Genomic DNA, 17,255 nt, shown 5'->3' on the forward strand with positions numbered 1-17,255 from the left:
CCGAGGGCGGGGACCGTGCGGCGGTGCTGGCCCGGTTCGTGTCGGACCTGTCGGCCGAGGACGAGCGACTGCTGGAGCGGCTGTTGCACGGCGACTCGCCCGACCAGGGCTGAGGCTACTTCCAAACGCCGCTCACCGGGCGGGTTGTGTGGCGACGCCGGGTTCGGCGGTCAGCAACGGGCGCAGGGCGCCGCGGCTGAGGGCGGCGATCAGCGGGGCGGTCCAGCGGCGCAGCGCGAGGCTGGTGAGGTAGGCGACGGGCAGGGCGAGAACCGCCGAGCCGAGGACGTCGTGGGGGTAGTGGGCGCCGACGTAGACCCGGGTGAAGCCCTCCACCAGGGCGAACACGGCGGCGATGGCGCTCAGGCGGCGGTCCAGGAGGAACAGGGCGGCCACGGTCGCGGCGGCCACGGTGGAGTGCCCGCTGGGGAAGGCGTAGTCCGACGGGGCCGGGCAGGAGTCGACCAGGTAGGCGTGGGGCATCGACCGGCAGGGCCGCACCTCGCCGACGATCTTCTTGACCACTTCGGCGGCGGCGAACGCGGTCACGACGGCGACCGGCGCGGCCAGTGCGACGGTCATCGCCTCCGTACCCCGGCGCCGTGCGCTCCACCAGCCCATGACCATGAGCACAGCGAAGACCCCCAGACCGAGGTTGGTCCACACCTCCATGGGGGCGTTGAGCCACTTCGTGTCGCGGGCGAAATCGGTGACCGACGTGAACAACGAGCCGTCGATGCCTGACCCGTCGAAGGCCAGTCGGACAGTGGCGGCCGCGGTCATGGGCACGTCCTTCCTTCCGTGTCAGCACGAGGCGACGCGGAAACGGCCCGGCGCCGCCGGTCGATACCCACGCCCACGATGGCAGGCTGATGACATCGCGGTGAATCAGTGGTGGCCGTCAGACCAATCTACTACATGTTGTAGAAAGTGAGCCCGTGGCCGGCCCCGGAGGACTGCGGAGACCTCGTGAAGGCCGCCGATCACCCCGCGCTCCCCGGCGCGTTCCGGCGCGCGCCGTTCCACAGCGCGCGCCGTCCGGTACGTCGGGCCCCTTACGGCTGCCGGCCGGGGCCGTTGAAGGCGGGCGTCGGACCGGGTGACGTGCCGCCGGTGGTGCCACCGCCGGTGGTGCCACCGTCAGTGGTGCCACCGTCGGTGGGGCCGCCGATCAGTCCGCCGCCGCCCGCGCCACCGGCCCCACCACCGCCCGTCCCGCCGGCGGTGGTGCCGCCGACGGTGGTGCCGGAGGTGTCGGTCGGGGCCGGGCCGATGCAGATCTTCTTCCGGTGATGGCACGGCCGGGGGGCGGGCCTCGGCCTGACCGGTGCGGACGGGCTGGCCGACGGGGTGCTCGCGGTGGGGGAGGGGGTGGCCGACGGGGCACCGTACTCATCGGTGCCCTGGCCCAGTTGCGGCGCGGGCGGGAACTGCTGGACGGGCTGTCCCTGGAGGGCCGCCGTCATGTAGCCGGTCCACACCTCGGTGGGCATGTCGGCACCGAAGACCTTGGAGAAGCCGCCGACGCCCTGCATCGACTGCAGGCCGGCCTTGTGCGGGTCCTCCTTGAACATGGCCACGGACGTGACCAGTTGCGGCGTGTAGCCGATGAACCAGGCGGACTTGTAGTCGTCGGTGGTGCCGGTCTTGCCGGCCGCCGGGCGGCCCAGAGCCTGGGCGTTGGTGCCCGTTCCGTTCTCGACGACGTTCTGCAGGACGTCGGTGACCGCTCCTGCGGTCGAGGCGGACATGGCCGTGGTGCCCTTGGGCTTGTCGAAGCCGGGCAGCTGCTGGCCGTCGGCGAGGACCTTGGTCACCGAGTACGGCTCGTGCTGGACGCCGCCGTCGTCGAACGTGGCGTACGCGTCGGCCATGCGGATCGCCGAGGGGGTCGAGGTGCCGATGTAGAAGCCGGGGGTGTCGTACTGCAGGCTCTTGCGCAGCAGGCCCGCCTTGAGGGCCTCGTTCTCCACGTTGTCGTAGCCGACGTACTCGCCGAGCTGGACGTAGGGGGTGTTGACCGACTGCTCCATGGCCTTGCGCAGGGTGATGTAACCCCACTTGGTGGGCACGTCGTTGCGCTGGTGGAGGAGGCCGGTGGGATCGCCGGGGTCCGGCAGTTCCCGGCCCTGCTGGTTCTTGATGGTGATCCCGTCGTCTCCGTTGAACTTGGAGTCGGGGGTGATCGGTGACGCCGGCTGGCCCGGCGACAGCACGGCGCCGTGCTCGAGGGCGGCTGCCAGATCGATCGGCTTGAAGGTGGAACCGACCGGCACACCGGTGGCGTCGGCGTTGTCGGTCCAGTGGCCCTTGTCCCAGCCCGGCCCGCCGTACAGGGCCTTCACCGCGCCGCTCGACGGATCGATCGACGCCGCGCCGACCTGGACGTCCTTGTCGGCCGAGCGGTGCTTGGGGTCGAGGTGCTTCTTCTCCATCGCCGCGACGGACGCCGACAGCGCGTTCACCTTCTTCTTGTCGAAGGTGGTGTAGATCTGGTAGCCGCCGCGGCCGAGCTGCTGGTCGGAGAGGGACGAGTGGGCCTCGACGTACTTCTTCGCGGTGTCCACCAAATAGCCGGTCTGCCCGGACATCCCCGCCGACGGCGTGTAGGGCTTGGGCGTGGGGAACCCGGCTGCCAGGTACTGCTGTTCCTGCGCCTGGCTGATCTTGTGGATGGTGGCCATGCGGCTCAGCACGTACTTCCAGCGCGCTGCGGCCTGGGCCTTGGCCTGCGGGTCGGTGTCGGCGTGCATCAGCAGGCTCGGCTCGTTGACCGTGGCGGCGATGAACGCGCCCTGGCTGACGGTCAGCTCGGAGGCGTGCTCGTGGTAGTAGGCGCGGGCCGCGGCCTCGATGCCGTAGGCGTCCCGGCCGTAGTAACAGCTGTTCAGATAACCCTGCAGGATCTGCTGCTTGGTCATCTGACCGCCGATCTTCAGGGAGATCATGATCTCCCTGAGCTTGCGGGTGACCGACTGGTTCTGGTTGAGGTAGGTGTTCTTCACGAACTGCTGGGTGATGGTGGAGCCGGACTGCACCTCGCCGCCCGTGGCCATGTGGTAGACGGCGCGGAGCATGCCCTGCGTGTCGATGCCGGGGTCGGTGTAGAAGGTGGCGTTCTCCGCGGCGAGGAAGTCCCACTGCACCAGCTTCGGGACCTGGGCGAGGTCGACGTTCTGCCGGTTGGTCGACCCCTGCGTGGCCATCACCGAGCCGTCGGACCAGTAATAGGTGTTGCTCTGCTTCTGGGTGCTCGGATTCGCGCCGGGGATCGTCGTGGTGGCGTAGGCGTACCCGAACAGACCCAGCAGGCCGCCGACGAACAGCAGGAACGTGCCGGTCACCTGCTTCCACGAGGGCAGCCACCGCCGAAGGCCCTGCCTGCCGGCCCTCGGGTAGTCGATGAGACCGCGCCTGCCGCCGCGCCCGGCGCCCGGGTCCGGCGCGCGCCGGCCGGAGCGACCGGCGTCCGCACGCCGCGTGCCCGCCGCGCGGTGGCCCCGCCCGCCGTCGGCCCGGGCGGCCCTGCGCGCCTGGGCACGGCCGCCCCCCGGTATGCCGTCCGGGTCGGCCGGGACAGCCCTCCCCGACGGTCGGCGCCGGTGCTCACTCATACTCGCCACTCCTCAGCCAGGCACGGGCCCGCCCGCCACCGGACCGGCCCACCGGCCCGCCGTTGCGCGGCGCGGGGGACCTGGCCCGGGGCGGGCTGACGCTCCCGACGACGTTCTACAAGTTGTAAGACTATGGGGTGCCGGGCGGACCACGGCAAGCGCCCATGGGCGACGTCACACGGCGCCGCCGAGGAGGATGTCACACGGCGCCGCCCCGGAGGACGGCTGACGGCGCCGCCGAGGAGGATGTCACACGGCGCCGCCGAGGAGGACGGCCGACGGAAAACGTCGAGGGACGTCGGAAGCGGGTCCGCGTCAGGCGCCGGCGGCCGTGACCACGGCATCGGTGGCGAAGCCGAGCAGCAGGCCCAGGAGGATGCACCAGGTGGTGAGCGTCTTGAGTCCGGTCCTGCGGGCGACGGCCAGCAGCTCGATGACCACGTAGAGGATGGATCCGGCGGCCAGGCCGAGGAACGCGATCGACAGGGTGTCGTTGACCAGGTGCTGGCCGACGAGCGTGCCGAGGAAGGTGGGACCGCCACCGATGAGGCCGAGCAGAAGCAGGGAGGACCAGGACGGGCGTTCGCCCTCGGCGGCCAGGGGCGCGACGATGCCGAATCCCTCGGTGGCGTTGTGCAGGCCGAAGCCGGTGATCAGCAGCACGGCGAGGGACAGCTCACCCTGGGCGGCGGAGTTGCCGATGGCCAGTCCCTCGGCGAAGTTGTGCAGGCCGATACCGGTGGCGATCATGAGTGCCAGCGAACCGGCCTGGCTGCGAGTGCGCGGTGCCAGCTCCGCGCTGGTGGCGGCCCCGGGGCCGGGCCGCCGTGATCCGGCGGCACGGCGGCGGGCGATCCAGGCGTCGTAATGGACGAGCCCGGCCAGCCCGATGGTCAGGCCGAGGGCCAAGGTGGCGGCGCCGGAGGCGACGGTCGTCCAGTCGTGCCTGGTCAACGCCTCGTCCGTCGGCTCCCAGGCGTGGGTGAGGACGTCCCATACGAGGAAGACCAGGATGCCGATGGCCACGGCGTTGAGTCCGGCGCGCAGGCGCGGGGTGGGAGTGCGGAGGCGGCCGAGAGGGAGGCCGAGGTAGATGGTGAAGCCTGCGATGGCGCCGAGCAGGGCGATGTTGGCGCTGGACATGGGGACTCTCCGGTCTGACGTGCACAGGAAGCCCCCAGAAGCTAAGTCAGGGAAGGCTTGCCTAACAACCTCGGGCAGGTCGTTTCAGGAAAGCTTGGCCGAGTCATTGCCTCGGCGCGCGGCGCCGGCAGCCGCGCGAGGGGGCGAACGACGGCGGCTTCGGCCCCGCCGGCGCACACGTCGTCGGCGAAGGGCCGGAGCTCTTCAGAGGCTGAGCGTGATCGCAGCGGCCAGGCCGCCGAGACCGAGGGCGAAGCCGGCCTCTTTCCAGCCGCCGTCACCCCAGCGGAAGAAACGGTCGGCCGCCAGCCGGCCCGGACCGGTCGCGGCGACACCGAGGGCGACGACGGCGATGCAGACGCTGTATTCCACGCCGCCGTCGGTTTCCCACAGGCCGTGGGCACCGGTGACCGTGGCCATCGCGTTGATCATGACGCCGATCAGGGCGGCAGCCGCCAGCGGCGTCAGCAGGCCGAGGGCCAGACCCAGGCCGCCCAGCAGCTCGGACAGTCCCCCGATCGCGGCGAAGAGCTTGCCCGGGTGATAACCCAGGACCGCGAAACCCTTGCCGGTCGCCGTCAGGCCCCGGCCTCCGAAGAGCCCGAAGACTTTCTGAGCGCCGTGGGCGGCCATCAGCAGGCCGAAGGTCAGCCTGATGAGCAGCAGTCCGCAGTCGGCGGCGGTGGGCACCGCAGCGGTGGTGGGACGCGCCACCGGTTCACTGGAACCAGCAGGACGGTTCAGGATGCGCTTGGTCGACATGACGATGCTCCGGTTGAACGCCAGAACGGGCGTTTTCCCCAGCTCGGCCAGATCCCGAGCAACCGGTGACGAGTGAGCCCCGCGCGGTTCGCAGAGCGTCTCCCCCTGCACGATGCTCCGCTTCGGGCAGCGTCGTGCACCTTCTCCGCGATGCTCCGCTTCGGGCAGCGTCGTGCACCTTCGCGGTGGCCCGCGCGGGCGGGCGGCCGGCGTCGCGTCAGTGGTCCTGCGCCATCGCGTCATCACGATCGGGGTCGCTCGGGCCCAGCCGCACACAGCACTCCCCCGGCTCGGGGGCCAGGACGGCCTGGACGCCGTTGACCTCCAGGCCGTCGAGGTAGCCGGACAGGAAGGCCTGGTTCATGCCGCACACCAGCTCCGGGGCCTTCCCGGCCAGCGGGTGGAAGGGACAGTTGCGCAGCCGGAGCCGGGTGGGGGATTCCCGGACGGGTTCGTAGCCGTACCGGTCCAGCAGTCGCTCGCAGGCGGTCAGCCCGCGCTCGGGGCCCAGACGTCCGGGACGGGTCTCGTCCCGTGCGGCCTCGCCCAGCCGCCGGCCGCGATGTCCGGCGGTCCGCATGGCCGCCTGTGTGGCGTTCTCGTCGGCGCCCTCGGTGAGGACGGCGTCCAGGAGCAGGTCGGCCAGGAGTTCGTGGCGCCGGTCGGGGATGTTCACGGTGATCTGGGCGTCGGTGGGTTCGTACACCTTGGGCTGCCTGCCGACCTTGCGGATCCCGCCCGGCGTTTCGTAACGCGCGCGCAGCAGGCCGGCGTCGACGAGCTTGTCGAGGTGGAAGGCGGCGAGCTTGCGGGAGATGCCGACGCTGGCAGCGGCCTCGTCCCGGGTGACGGCGCGGCCGGCACGCCGGATGAAGGCGAACATGCGCCGGCGCGAGTCCTCGCTCAGGACGCTGACGGAGTCGATGGCGCCGTCGGCCCCGTCGGCCTGCGCGGTCGTATCAGAAGCCACAGAACCACGGTAACTCCCATCGCCGCGGGCACAAGTGTTCTTTTGGCTCACTGTCCTGCACGTTGTGACGGCCTCTCGCAATAAGACCAAGATGTGTTGGTGAAACTGGGGAAGGTTGCGATGGCCGGTGAGTCACAGCTTCAGGCGAAGCGCCCAGGGAGAGCGCCTGCGCAGGCGGCGGACGTTCCTGTGACGCTCGAACGCTCGGGTGCGCTGGTACTCCAGGGCACTCCTGTGACAGCTGTGCCCTGTCCACGGCAGCGATGGCAACTACAACGGGGCTTCAGGGTGGGGCATGAGAACTGAACACAGGGTGGGGCGCGGTCGTCGTCGAGGCGGTGTGAAAACACGCACGTGGCTGGCGCTGGGGGCGGTCGTCGCCGGCGGCGGCGTGGCTGTGGCGACCGTCGCGATGGCCGGATCGGGCGGCCGCGCCGGGGTGTCGGCCGTGCCGGGGCCGGTCAAGACGCATGTCCACTCGCTGTCCCTGACGGGGGCCGGCGCGTCGCTCAAGACGCTGGGGGCCCGGTCCACGGCACCGTTCAGCATGGTGGGCGTCACCTGGAACGGTGCGCACGCCAAGCTGCGCGGCACGGTGGAGGTGCGGACCCGTTCCGCTGCCGACGGCCACTGGACGTCATGGCTGAAGATGCAGCAGCCGGACGACCTCCCCGACGCCGCCGAGCTGAACCGTCCCGGTGTGCGGGGCGGGATGTCGCCCATGTGGTCGGGGCCGTCGAACGGCATCCAGGTCCGCGCGAGGGGCGCGGGCAAGGCGACCGCGCTGCCCACCGGGCTGCGGGTGGACCTGGTCGACCCGGGCAAGTCCGCCACCGGCGGGACGCAGGGCTCGGGCATGGGCCTGGCGGCATACGCCCTGGACGCGACCGCCACCGACACCGCGACGCCGACGGACAGCGTCGCCCCGACCGGCAGCGCGACGGCCACAGCAGGGGGCGACGCTTCCGGCACCCCGGCCGCGACGGACTCCGCGTCGCCCACGGACACCACGACGGCCACGGAGCCGGCCTCCGTCCCGCCGTCCACCGCAACCTCCGCCTCCACCGGAACCTCGGCCGCGGCATCCGGCTCCGCTTCCGTCTCGCCGAGCGCGTCCCCGACGTCCTGGCCCAGCCAGCTTCCGTCGCTGTCGGAGGCGTACCCGTCCTGCACGGCCTCCTCGGCGAGCCCGTCCCCCTCGGCGTCGCCGACCCCGCCGGACCCGATGCCGGCCGCGACCACCTCCACGGTGACGCCGCCCACCGTGGTCACCCGGGCCGGCTGGGGCGCGGACGAGTGCGCGCGGGAATCGGGTTACCCGACGTACGGGTCGGGGGTGAAGGTGATGTTCGTCCACCACACGGACACCACCAACAACTACTCCTGCGCCGACTCCCCGGCGATCGTGCGCGGCATCTACGCCGAGCACCTGAACCAGGGCTGGCGCGACCTCGGTTACAACTTCCTCGTCGACAAGTGCGGCACCATCTTCGAGGGCCGCTTCGGCGGTATGGCGCTGCCGGTCGTGGGCGCCCAGACCTACGGCTTCAACACCAACAGCATGGGCGTGGCCGCCATCGGCACGTACACCGACCTCAGCGGCGGCGACTCCACGGCCAGTACCTTCGGCGGGGCCGCGCCGAGCCAGGCGATGCTGGCCTCCATCGCCCGCATCGCGGCCTGGAAGTTCGGCATGACCGATGTGAACCCGGGCACCGCCACCGCGTCGCTGCCCGAGGGCGCCTCCGACAGTTACGGCTTCAAGCTGGGCACCAGCTACAGCTTCAACGCGATCTCCGGGCACCGCAACGGCTTCGCCACCGACTGCCCCGGCAACCAGCTCTACAACGCCCTGAGCACGATCCGCTCCTACGCGGCAGGCCCGGTCGGCGCGGTCTCCGTCACCGGGATGTCCGGCGGGGCGACCAAGTCCGGGACGAGCTACTACACCAAGGGCGCGGCCACGGTGAGCTGGACGACCGCCACGCCGTCCGCGGTGATCTCCGGCTTCGACGTCCTGGTCGACGGCAAGGCCGTGGCGCACACCTCCGGCTCCGCCCGCTCCGCCTCGATCTCTGTCGCCCCCGGCAGCCACACCGTCCAGGTGCGCGCCACCCACGTCCGTGGGACGACCACGCTGTCCGGCTCGGTCACCCTGGTCGGCGACACGACCGCGCCCACCTTCCCGACCACTGCCGGCGTGAACGTACGCACCGGCACGGTGAACTCCACCTCGGTCCCGGTCACGGTGACCTGGAAGGCCGCCGACAACGCGGCGCTCGCCAAGGTCATGGCGACCTCGCCGTCCTCGGCCACCTTCGGCCCGACGGTGACGTCCTGGAACACCACGGCCAAGCCCGGCTCGTCGGACCTGTTCGCCCTCAAGGGGTACGACGTGGCCGGTAACTCCGCGGGCTCCTCCGTCTACCGGACGCCGAACATCATCCAGGAGACCTCCACCACCCGGACCGGCACCTGGACCCACCGGAGCAGCACCAGCTACCTGGGCGGCTACTCCTACAGTTCCTCGTCCGCCGGCGCCTCGATCAGCTGGACCTTCACCGGACGCTCGGTGGCCTGGATCGTCTCCCGGGCCTCCACCTCGGGCCAGGCGTACATCTACGTCGACGGCGCCAAGGTCACCACGGTGGACCTGAAGTCCGCCACGACCCTCTACCGCCAGGCGATCTGGACCAAGACCTGGTCGAGCTCCGCCAAACACACCCTGAAGATCGTCGTGGTCGGCACCTCGGGCCGCCCGACCGTCACCACCGACGGCATCGCGACCATCGGCTGACCGACCACACCTCACGCAGCAGCCCCGTGCCGACAAGTTCCTGTGGGCGCGGGGCTGCTGGGGGTTCATCCGGATCGGCCGTCTCCGAATCAGCCGCCGGGCAGAAGCCTGTGGGCGCAAAAGGAATCAAATGCGATCTGCAGCGATTCCGATTTCGCTGCCGCTGACTGGCTGCTGAAGAATGGAAACCTGACTCTCGTCGCTTTCTCGAAAGATGCGCTCGACGCGCTCGACGAATTGAGGGAATCGCGTCTCCTGATCGTCATACGGTGCTGCGTAAGTACGGTAAAGCGTGAGCTCTACTTCGAGGCGTGACCTGAAGTCCATCACGGAGAGCATCTGCTCCCGGTAGCCCGTCACCTGCAGCGACCCCTCGATCAACACGCCAGCACCTCCCAGGGCGGCGATTGCCCAGCGCGGTGCTGGCGTGGCAGCTGCCACGACCACGCCAGTCGAGAACGTGAGAGAGCAGATGCGCAGGCGGTGGTCAAGTGGCGCCATGACCCGCCGTTGAACTTCCACCAGACGGTCGGCGCCACGCCCTTGCCATTGCCGGGCGGCACCATGCGGTAGTCGAAGAACGCCCCCGTCAGCGGCGCCGACTCGGCGTTGCGCGGTGGTGTAGGTGACCCAGGTTCTGCCCGGACTCCGTGGAGATCGGTTCATCACCAGGTCGCTCGAACCGGTGAACCTGGAAGGCGACATCCACTGGGTGGAGGACTTGATCTGGGGCGTCATCGGCGAGGGATACGGGCTGATGGGCTGGTGGCTGGGACGGATGGGACACGCGGTGCCTCGTCGCTACTGCGCTTCTCGGCCACCGCAGCATTGCGGTCGTACGGTCCACAGTGTCTCGGCAGCGTTGTGACGAGACACGGGGAGGGAAAACGCACGTGGCGTGGGAGGAGTGGGAGCAGCTCAAGGCCGCGGCGGCCGACCGGCACTCCGCACGGATGCAGCTCAACCAGCTGCCCGGCGACCAGAACGGCCCGCGTTCGGGCGGTAGGGGCGCTTCCGGCAGGCTCCGGTCCGACAAGAAGGCGTGGTCCGCAGCCTGCGAGGCCGTAGGCGACTTGCGGGACAACATCGGCAAGGCGCTGACGAAGCTGGAGCACTGCACGACAGGGCTCGGCAACGGCTCCGGCTGTTCAACTGCGGCAGCCCAAAAGAGCGTGTACGACTCCTGGGAACGCCGCGTGAAGGACATCGGCGAGCTATGCGACGGGCTCGCCGGCGTGCTGGGAAAAGTGGGACATGACCAGCTGAGGACCGACGAGGCCATCAAGGCCGAGATCGCTGGGCTGAAAGTCCACTCCGCGGACACTTCCGGCTCCGGCGGCACGGGCAAGGGCCGGTGATCCGGACGCATGGACCTCGAGAGGCTCCAGGCCATCGACCCTTCCGAGTACGCGGACGCAGCGGGCGGATACCGCACGATCAGTGACATGGCCGACGCGGCCAAGGACCGCATCGACGAGCAGATCACCAAGGTCATGCAGGAGGCCAACGAGGGCGAGGCGGCGGACGCGGCGCACAGGCAGCTGGCCAAGCTGTCGCAGAACTTCCACTACACCCAGGTCGAATGCGGCCTGATCAGCGGAGCACTCACCGGTTTCTCGTCCGAGATCGCCGCCCCACGCCGCCGCCTGCTCGAGGCACTTGATGACGCGAAGGCGCTGTCGTACACCGTCGACGCAAACGGCAGCGTCGCGTACCCCGCCGGTGGCGAGAACGAACTGACCGGAGAGGAGATCGCCGGCGGCACGGTCACCGGGTTCAACGGCATCTACAGCCGCGGACCCGGCCCGGACATGACCGGCCTGCGCAGCCCCAACCCGAACCGTGCGAAGGCCCAGGACATCGCCGACCGCATCGCCCACGCTGTGCAGGAAGCCACGGAGATCGACGACCGCTACAGCAAGGCACTGGAAAAACTCAGGGCCGCACCGGGGCTGACGGTCGACACCAAGACGTGGACGGACGTGGCCGCCGATGCCGACGCCGTCAGCTCGGCGGCAACCCAATACCTTCTGGACCACGTCCCCATGGACAAGTCGCCGGCCGACATCACCAAGTGGTGGGACAGCCTCAGCGATGAGGAGCGGGATGAGTACAAGAGGGCTTTTCCTGAGGCCATCGGGAGCCTGGATGGCATACCGGCGGTCGTGCGTGACGAGGTGAATCGCGAGAACATCCAGATGCTGATTGCGAAGCTCGAAGGTCAGCGCGACGACGACTCCGAGAGGAAGCTGGGTGGCTTGAAAGCCATCCAAGAGAAGCTTCTCGCAGGCAGTGACCCACCCATGTATCTCCTGGGCATCGGCGATGAGGGTAATGGCAGAGCGATTGTTGCCTACGGGAATCCGGACACAGCAAAGAATGTCTCTGCCTATGTTCCAGGGCTCACCACGAGGCTTGACGAGGATTTCGCTGGCGGGACAATGAAGCGTGCCCAGGACACGGCCCTGTCAGCTAGGGAAATCTCCCCGCAGAGCTCTACTTCGTCAATCGTCTGGCTTGGTTATGACGCACCCCAGCTCAGTGCGGATGACTTCCTGAGCAGCAGGAGCGTCATGTTCAGGGACGATGCTGAGGTGGGAGCACCCGCTTACAACCAATTCATGGCTGGGATTTCGGCGACACACGAAAACGGCGATCCCCACATCACAGCCATCGGCCATTCGTACGGATCACTCACCGTTGGCCTTGCGGCCCAGAAGAAAGGTGGCATCCCAGGAGCCGATGACATCATCCTCGTGGGCAGCCCGGGGACAGGGGCAAATTCTGCGGACCAGTTGAACGTAGGTAAGGGACACGTGTTCGTGGGCGCGGCCGAACACGACGTCGTCACTGGACTTCCTTCCAAGGGGCAGGTCGCTGGCGGGGTCGTCGGGGGTGTTTTAGGGGCTTGCGCAGGCGCGCCCGAAGTCGGTGCTGCAGCTGGTGCGAGCGCGAGTGATCCGGACGGCGACGATCTCTGGTTCGGCAAGGATCCTGCCAGCAAAGCTTTCGGTGCTACGCGGTTCGTCGTGAGTGACGGGCCTACGATTTTCGAGGATCACGGGAAGATGAAAGCCCACTCCAATTACTTCAATCCTGCAAAAGATCAGATGTCGGCGGACAATATTGCAAGGATTGTTGTCGGCAGATCTGGCGAGATCGTTCGGGAGCGGCCGCGGTGAGAACTGTATACCCTGGAATTCTACTTGGAGCCTTGCTGTTGACTGGATGCAGCTCTTCGAGCGGAACTTCTGTAGGTGACTCGAAAAAAATGAACATGCAAGAGGCTGCAGAGCATGCCGACGAGATCCTTGACGGCACGTTCGCCGCGATCAAGCCGACAGTTCATTGGACCCATGGCGAGTCAACTGAAGGTAGTTGTGACGTATCGAGGCGGCGGGCAGTAATGACTGTCATTTCGGAGGCGCGGAGGGGAAGCTTCCTGGGTGTGGTGGAGCGCTACTGGAAATCGCAAGGATACAATCAGATCGGCGTGAGCCGGAACATGAAAAGTCCGGCCATGTATTTTAAGACGCCAGATGGATTTAACGTGCGTCTCTTGATCGGCGACAACGGGCAGGCGTTCTTCGAAGTGGCAACACCATGTGTGGAAAGGTCATCGGTCTCGCCACCCGCCTCGAAGACAGTTGGACCGAATTATGCAGGAAAGCCGATTCCGGACCCGAATGTCCACTCCGACTTCTGGTCATCCGGTGGTCCCGTTCCCTCGTCCTCCTCGATAGGGTCGTGACGAAGCGAAGGAAGCCAGGGCCATCGACAGTGGACGGGCCTTTGGAACTCCGCGCCGTGGAACCCGCTGACGCCGGTGGAGGGCGCGGCGGGCGACCCCGCATCTGGGAAGGCCACGGAGATTCCCGATGTGACAACCGTCAAGCAGGACGGGCACGAAAAAGGGCACCGCAGAGGCCCGGGCCGTGCCCATCCTCGGTGAGCCGCGGCTCGGCGTTCCGGCACGAGGGCGCGTGCGTGCACGCGCGGTCGCCCTCCGGTAGCCCCACGGTGCCCCGCAACACTGTTGCGGGGCACCGCCGTTTCCTTGTAGGAGGTCGGCGATTCAACGCTCATCCACGTTGCATCGACCGATTCGGCGACACAAGCTCGTCCCGGATGACCAGATCCCCCTCAGCCCCGCCCGATCGCATGCACCAGATCACGCCACTTCGGCCCCTTTCGCGTTGCGCCTGCAACTTGGGATGCGAGAGGATGTTCGATGCACTGTGGGCTCTGGACGTCGCAAGGTGAAGCAGCGGCGATCGAGTAGCCCCAGCACACAACACGCTTACGGGGTGGGTGGATGAAGTTCGACATGGGGTCGACGACCCTGTCGCAGCTCGGGAAGAGCACCGTCGGCTCAAGCGACGACCTGGGCACGCTGATCAGGTTGCTGATCCAGGCTGCCGAACCGCTGGAGGGTAAGTTCAACGGTGCCGGCAAGGCCGCGTTCGACACGTTCAAGGCGCATGCCGACGAGATCACGGCGGAGCTGAACAGCTCGCTGGGCGCGATCCTCGGCGGCCAGTCCGGTATGGACACGGCGTTCGGCAGTGGTGACGTGGAGTTGGGCGACAACGCACACCAGAACATGGGTGCTGCCAACTTCGACGCCGCCCGATTCGGTGCGCGATAACCGCCCTGGAAGAGCAACTCAACGCTGAAGCCGTCGTTTTCAAGGGGGACTCGATCATGGCTCAGAATCAGGACCGCCGCTCGTACGACACCGGCGCCTCCGCCGACGTACAGACCAGCCTGTCCGGAATCATCGGCCAGTTGGAGCGCGTGCTGACCGACCGCGACCGGGCGGTCAAGGCCGCGATGGCCGACTTCCGGGCCGATGGTGTCTCGGACGAGTACCACGGCAAGGAGGTCCGCTGGCACAAGGCGGCAGCCGAGGTGCGCGAGATCATTCGTCTGGTGCGCAACACGCTGGAGCAGAACGACGGCACCGCTCAGGCCACCCTCGCCAAGGCGAAGGCAGCGGTCGACAACATCGGCTGACCGGCGGTTGGCGGTGTCCCTCTCCGCTCCCGTCGGCCGCTCGCCCGTACAGGCCATGCATCTGTAGCCTGCGCGACCATGGCTGACATGTTCGAGCTGATGCTTGCGTTGGACTTGCGTGACGAGTTGTCGGCGGGGGAACTCACGGAGCTGCGATGGCATCTGGGAGCGGGCCCCCAGCCGGACACACTCCGTATCGTCACCGAATTTCCGGTCGTGGAAGAGGACGAAGACGGAGAGTTCGTCATCGAGGATCATCCTGAGCCCCTTCTCGGTCAGCAGGGTGGTGGCTACAAGGTTGGGGGCGCACTTGTCTCCGTGCTGCTGCGTCGGCAGGACACGGGGCAGGAGGGCTGGGCGCTGACCAGTCGGCAGGAGATCCATCCGGACGATTTCGAGCGCACTGGTGAACTCCTCAGCTGGCTCGCGGCAAAGGCCAGCGAGCGGCACCGAGGCTGCGACGGCGATGTCCATCTGGGATGGATCCGGTTCTACGAAGAGCCCCGGCCGGCACCGTTGGTGGTGCGTGACGGCGCGGTCGTCTGGCCGTCGTAGATCCGTTTTCGCGCCGTAGGCTGGTGTGATGGGGGTGTCGATAGAGGTACTGATCGTGGACTGGCCGCGCGTGGAGGCAGCACCGCCCGGCGATCGTGAAGACCTGTTGACCGATGCCGCGTTCGGTGAGGCGTACAGCGACGATCTCTTCGAGCATGGCTGGTCGTGGTCCACGCAGCCGGATGAGGACTGGTTCGGCCGGTATGCCTTTCGGAACACGCACGGCTCGTACAAGCCGCACGTCTGGGCCGGTTTTCGGTGGGAGTACATGCGCGAGTTCGTCGAGCCGAAGGTGCGTGAGGTGGTGGACCGGTTCGTCGACACGTTGTTCTGGCACGGCCTGGAGGACGCCACCGGCGCCAGTTCGGGGCTCTCTGACCGGCCGTGCCCCTGGGACGCGGACCTCTCGCTGTGGTGTGCGACCGATCAGGTACCCCTGCTGGCTGGATGGTGGCGGCAGGCGCAAACTCACCTGGAAACCTTGCGCGAGCCATTCATTCAGCACGCCGCGGAGCCCGGCGGACGGATCGGTACGTTCGAGTCGTTTGCCGACCTTCTCACCGACTGGGGCGAGGTGGTCACGGAGGCAGAGCGCCGTGGCTGGGGCATCGTCGGCCTGCGCTGCTGACCGCTGCCCAGCCCCAGCCTCGTTGCGTCCGGAATCCGCACGGCGAGAAGATGTTCGACGAGCACCCGCGTGTCCAGCGAACCGGATTTGAGTGATGTCAGCCCAGGATTACGACAGTCAGCTTCTTGAGTCCGTGGCGGTGCGGCGTCGGCGGTTGCGTGATGCCGTGTTGTTCGGGGCGCAGCGGCAGCGGCGGACCGTGGACGAGCGGCTCGGGAAGGCGTTCGCGGGGGTGGTGATCGCCGCCGTGGTGTGTGCGGGGTGTGTGGGGTGGTCCTTCGTCGCGCACCGCGTGATCGGGAAGGCTCCGTACGGGACCCCTGTGCCTGTGTCAACGCCCGCCGGTCAGCCCACCGTTCCACCGCAGCCTGCGAATTCGGCCCGATGATAGGTTCGAACGCGTGATATCCCGGGGGACTGTGAGCCGTACGGCACTGAGTCGAGTCACGTTGGTCGGTGAGCGTCGGCGGGTGGATCTGGTGCTGCCGGCCCGGGAGCCGGTCGGGCTGCTGTTGCCCGAGGTGATGCGGCTGCTAGACGACAGGCTGGCCGAGCGTCCGCAGGACCGGCACCTGGTGACGGCCGACGGAAGTGCTCTGGAGCCGGATGCCACGCTGGAGTCGGCGGGAGTGCCCGACGGTGCTGTACTCCGGCTGGTCCGGATCGAGGACGCGCCGTCCGCGCCGGTGGTCCATGACGTGAGTGACGAGGCTGCCGGCGATCTGGATATGCGGGCGTGGCGGTGGGACGCGCGGGCGCGGCGGATCACGGCCGCCGGCGCGGGTGTGGTCTGGGCGTCGGCCGTCGGCTTCATGGCGCGTCAGGGGTTCGAGGCCGAGACCGCGGGATGGTCGCTCCTGGTGATCGCAGCGATGGCCGCGGTGGCCGGTGCGCTGCTGGGGCGGGCCGGGCACAAGGGGCTTGCCGCCGCTCTGGTCGTGGTGAGTGCCGCTGTGGGTGTGCAGGGCGCGTCGGCGCTTGCCGTAGCCCAGGGCTGGCCGGGAGCTGTGCGGTTGGCGGCGGTGCTCTCGGTCCTGGTGGTGGCGCTGTTGTTCCTCGGGTGGTTCTCGCCGTTCGGGCGGGGTGCGCTGGTCGGGGCAGGGGCACTGGCCGGGGCCGGGGCGTGCTGGGAGGTGGCGCTCGCGTTCCAGTCCGGCGGAGCCGGCACGGCCGGTTCGGCGCGTGCCGGGGCGCTGCTCGCCGTGGTGTCCGTCGTCGCGCTAGGTGTGCTGCCGCGGCTGGCGCTGGCCGCGTCGGGTCTGTCCGGGCTGGACGATCGGCGTTCCGCGGGCTCGTCCGTCGGCCGCTACCAGGTGGCGACCGCGTTGGCCGCCACGCATCGGGGGCTGGCGCTGGCGACGGTCGTCATCGCGGTCTGCGGTGCGGTCGCCGGCGTGCTGGCGGTGCGTACGGTGACGGTGTGGACGGTGTTGCTGGCTGTCGCCGTGGCGTTTGTCCTCGCGCTGCGGGCGCGTGCCTACCCGCTGGTGGCGGAGGTGGTCGTACTGCTCGCGGCGTCCATGGTGGTGGCGCTGCGGCTGGCCTGGTTGTGGCGGGAGCACTCGGGAGCGCCGGCACCGCTCGCCGTTCTCGGCGTGCTGGTCGTGGTGTCGCTGGGCGTGCTGGCCGTGCAGCCCGCCGAGCATGTCCGGGTTCGACTGCGCAAGGCCGGTGACGTGCTGGAGTCGGCTGGTGTGGTCGCTCTGTTCCCGCTGGTCCTCGGGGTGTTCGGGGTGTACGGGCGGCTGCTGGGCACCTTCGCGTGAGGTG

General features: G+C 68.7%; 16 protein-coding genes and 1 pseudogene. 11 read left to right on the forward strand and 6 right to left on the reverse strand.

All coding sequences use genetic code 11. The features are described from left to right. Positions 1-113, forward strand: a pseudogene (locus ABZ919_RS23560) (BlaI/MecI/CopY family transcriptional regulator); the annotation flags it as partial. A gap of 19 nt (positions 114-132) precedes the next feature. Here the strand turns inward: ABZ919_RS23560 and ABZ919_RS23565 are convergent. The 5 genes from ABZ919_RS23565 to ABZ919_RS23585 form a co-directional block, all read right to left on the reverse strand. Further along, the gene (locus tag ABZ919_RS23565) at positions 133-783 is read right to left on the reverse strand and encodes a phosphatase PAP2 family protein (protein WP_361251068.1); all 651 of its coding nucleotides are present in this window, start codon (positions 781-783) and stop codon (positions 133-135) included. Between the two features lie 272 nt (positions 784-1,055). Further along, entirely contained in the window at positions 1,056-3,614 is a 2,559-nt protein-coding gene (locus ABZ919_RS23570) for a transglycosylase domain-containing protein (RefSeq protein ID WP_361251071.1), read from the reverse strand. Between the two features lie 315 nt (positions 3,615-3,929). Beyond that, positions 3,930-4,757 carry a ZIP family metal transporter gene (locus ABZ919_RS23575; protein ID WP_361251073.1) on the reverse strand — a complete coding sequence of 276 codons (828 nt, stop codon included), beginning with the start codon at positions 4,755-4,757 and terminating at the stop codon, positions 3,930-3,932. A 204-nt stretch (positions 4,758-4,961) separates the two neighbouring features. Beyond that, positions 4,962-5,519 carry a DoxX family protein gene (locus ABZ919_RS23580; protein ID WP_361251075.1) on the reverse strand — a complete coding sequence of 186 codons (558 nt, stop codon included), beginning with the start codon at positions 5,517-5,519 and terminating at the stop codon, positions 4,962-4,964. Positions 5,520-5,736: 217 nt separating this feature from the next. Next, positions 5,737-6,489 (reverse strand): helix-turn-helix domain-containing protein, encoded by a 753-nt coding sequence (locus ABZ919_RS23585; protein ID WP_361251078.1) that lies wholly within the window; start codon positions 6,487-6,489, stop codon positions 5,737-5,739. Between the two features lie 340 nt (positions 6,490-6,829). Here ABZ919_RS23585 and ABZ919_RS23590 point away from each other — a divergent pair, with 340 nt between their 5' ends. Next, entirely contained in the window at positions 6,830-9,286 is a 2,457-nt protein-coding gene (locus ABZ919_RS23590; RefSeq protein WP_361251081.1) for an N-acetylmuramoyl-L-alanine amidase, read from the forward strand. A gap of 126 nt (positions 9,287-9,412) precedes the next feature. On the opposite strand, the gene ABZ919_RS23595 is transcribed toward ABZ919_RS23590, so the two are convergent. Beyond that, positions 9,413-10,024 carry an SLATT domain-containing protein gene (locus tag ABZ919_RS23595; RefSeq protein WP_361251084.1) on the reverse strand — a complete coding sequence of 204 codons (612 nt, stop codon included), beginning with the start codon at positions 10,022-10,024 and terminating at the stop codon, positions 9,413-9,415. A gap of 155 nt (positions 10,025-10,179) precedes the next feature. Between ABZ919_RS23595 and ABZ919_RS23600 the strand changes: the two genes are divergently transcribed. From ABZ919_RS23600 to eccD, 9 genes are all read left to right on the forward strand, one after another. Next, the gene (locus ABZ919_RS23600; protein ID WP_361251087.1) at positions 10,180-10,644 is read left to right on the forward strand and encodes a hypothetical protein; all 465 of its coding nucleotides are present in this window, start codon (positions 10,180-10,182) and stop codon (positions 10,642-10,644) included. Positions 10,645-10,731: 87 nt separating this feature from the next. Then, positions 10,732-12,468, forward strand: coding sequence for an alpha/beta hydrolase (locus ABZ919_RS23605; protein WP_361251089.1), 1,737 nt, complete (start codon positions 10,732-10,734; stop codon positions 12,466-12,468). 89 nt (positions 12,469-12,557) lie between these two features. Then, positions 12,558-13,037, forward strand: a complete 480-nt coding sequence (locus ABZ919_RS23610; RefSeq protein ID WP_361251092.1) for a hypothetical protein — start codon at positions 12,558-12,560, stop codon at positions 13,035-13,037. A 564-nt stretch (positions 13,038-13,601) separates the two neighbouring features. Then, on the forward strand, positions 13,602-13,934 hold the full coding sequence (locus ABZ919_RS23615) for a hypothetical protein (RefSeq protein ID WP_361251095.1): 333 nt from the start codon (positions 13,602-13,604) through the stop codon (positions 13,932-13,934). 56 nt (positions 13,935-13,990) lie between these two features. After that, complete coding sequence (locus ABZ919_RS23620; RefSeq protein WP_361251097.1) at positions 13,991-14,302, forward strand: pore-forming ESAT-6 family protein; 312 nt, start codon at positions 13,991-13,993, stop codon at positions 14,300-14,302. An 87-nt stretch (positions 14,303-14,389) separates the two neighbouring features. Further along, a complete protein-coding gene (locus tag ABZ919_RS23625) occupies positions 14,390-14,857 on the forward strand; it encodes a hypothetical protein (protein ID WP_361251100.1) in 468 nt (155 codons plus the stop codon). A gap of 28 nt (positions 14,858-14,885) precedes the next feature. Continuing rightward, complete coding sequence (locus ABZ919_RS23630; protein ID WP_361251103.1) at positions 14,886-15,485, forward strand: hypothetical protein; 600 nt, start codon at positions 14,886-14,888, stop codon at positions 15,483-15,485. Positions 15,486-15,579: 94 nt separating this feature from the next. Then, a complete protein-coding gene (locus ABZ919_RS23635; protein ID WP_361251106.1) occupies positions 15,580-15,873 on the forward strand; it encodes a hypothetical protein in 294 nt (97 codons plus the stop codon). 13 nt (positions 15,874-15,886) lie between these two features. Then, positions 15,887-17,251, forward strand: coding sequence for a type VII secretion integral membrane protein EccD (gene eccD, locus ABZ919_RS23640; RefSeq protein WP_361251108.1), 1,365 nt, complete (start codon positions 15,887-15,889; stop codon positions 17,249-17,251). The last annotated feature ends 4 nt before the right edge of the window (positions 17,252-17,255 follow it).

The sequence above is a fragment of the Streptomyces sp. NPDC046759 genome (assembly GCF_040645475.1).
Taxonomy (GTDB): Bacteria; Actinomycetota; Actinomycetes; order Streptomycetales; family Streptomycetaceae; genus Streptomyces.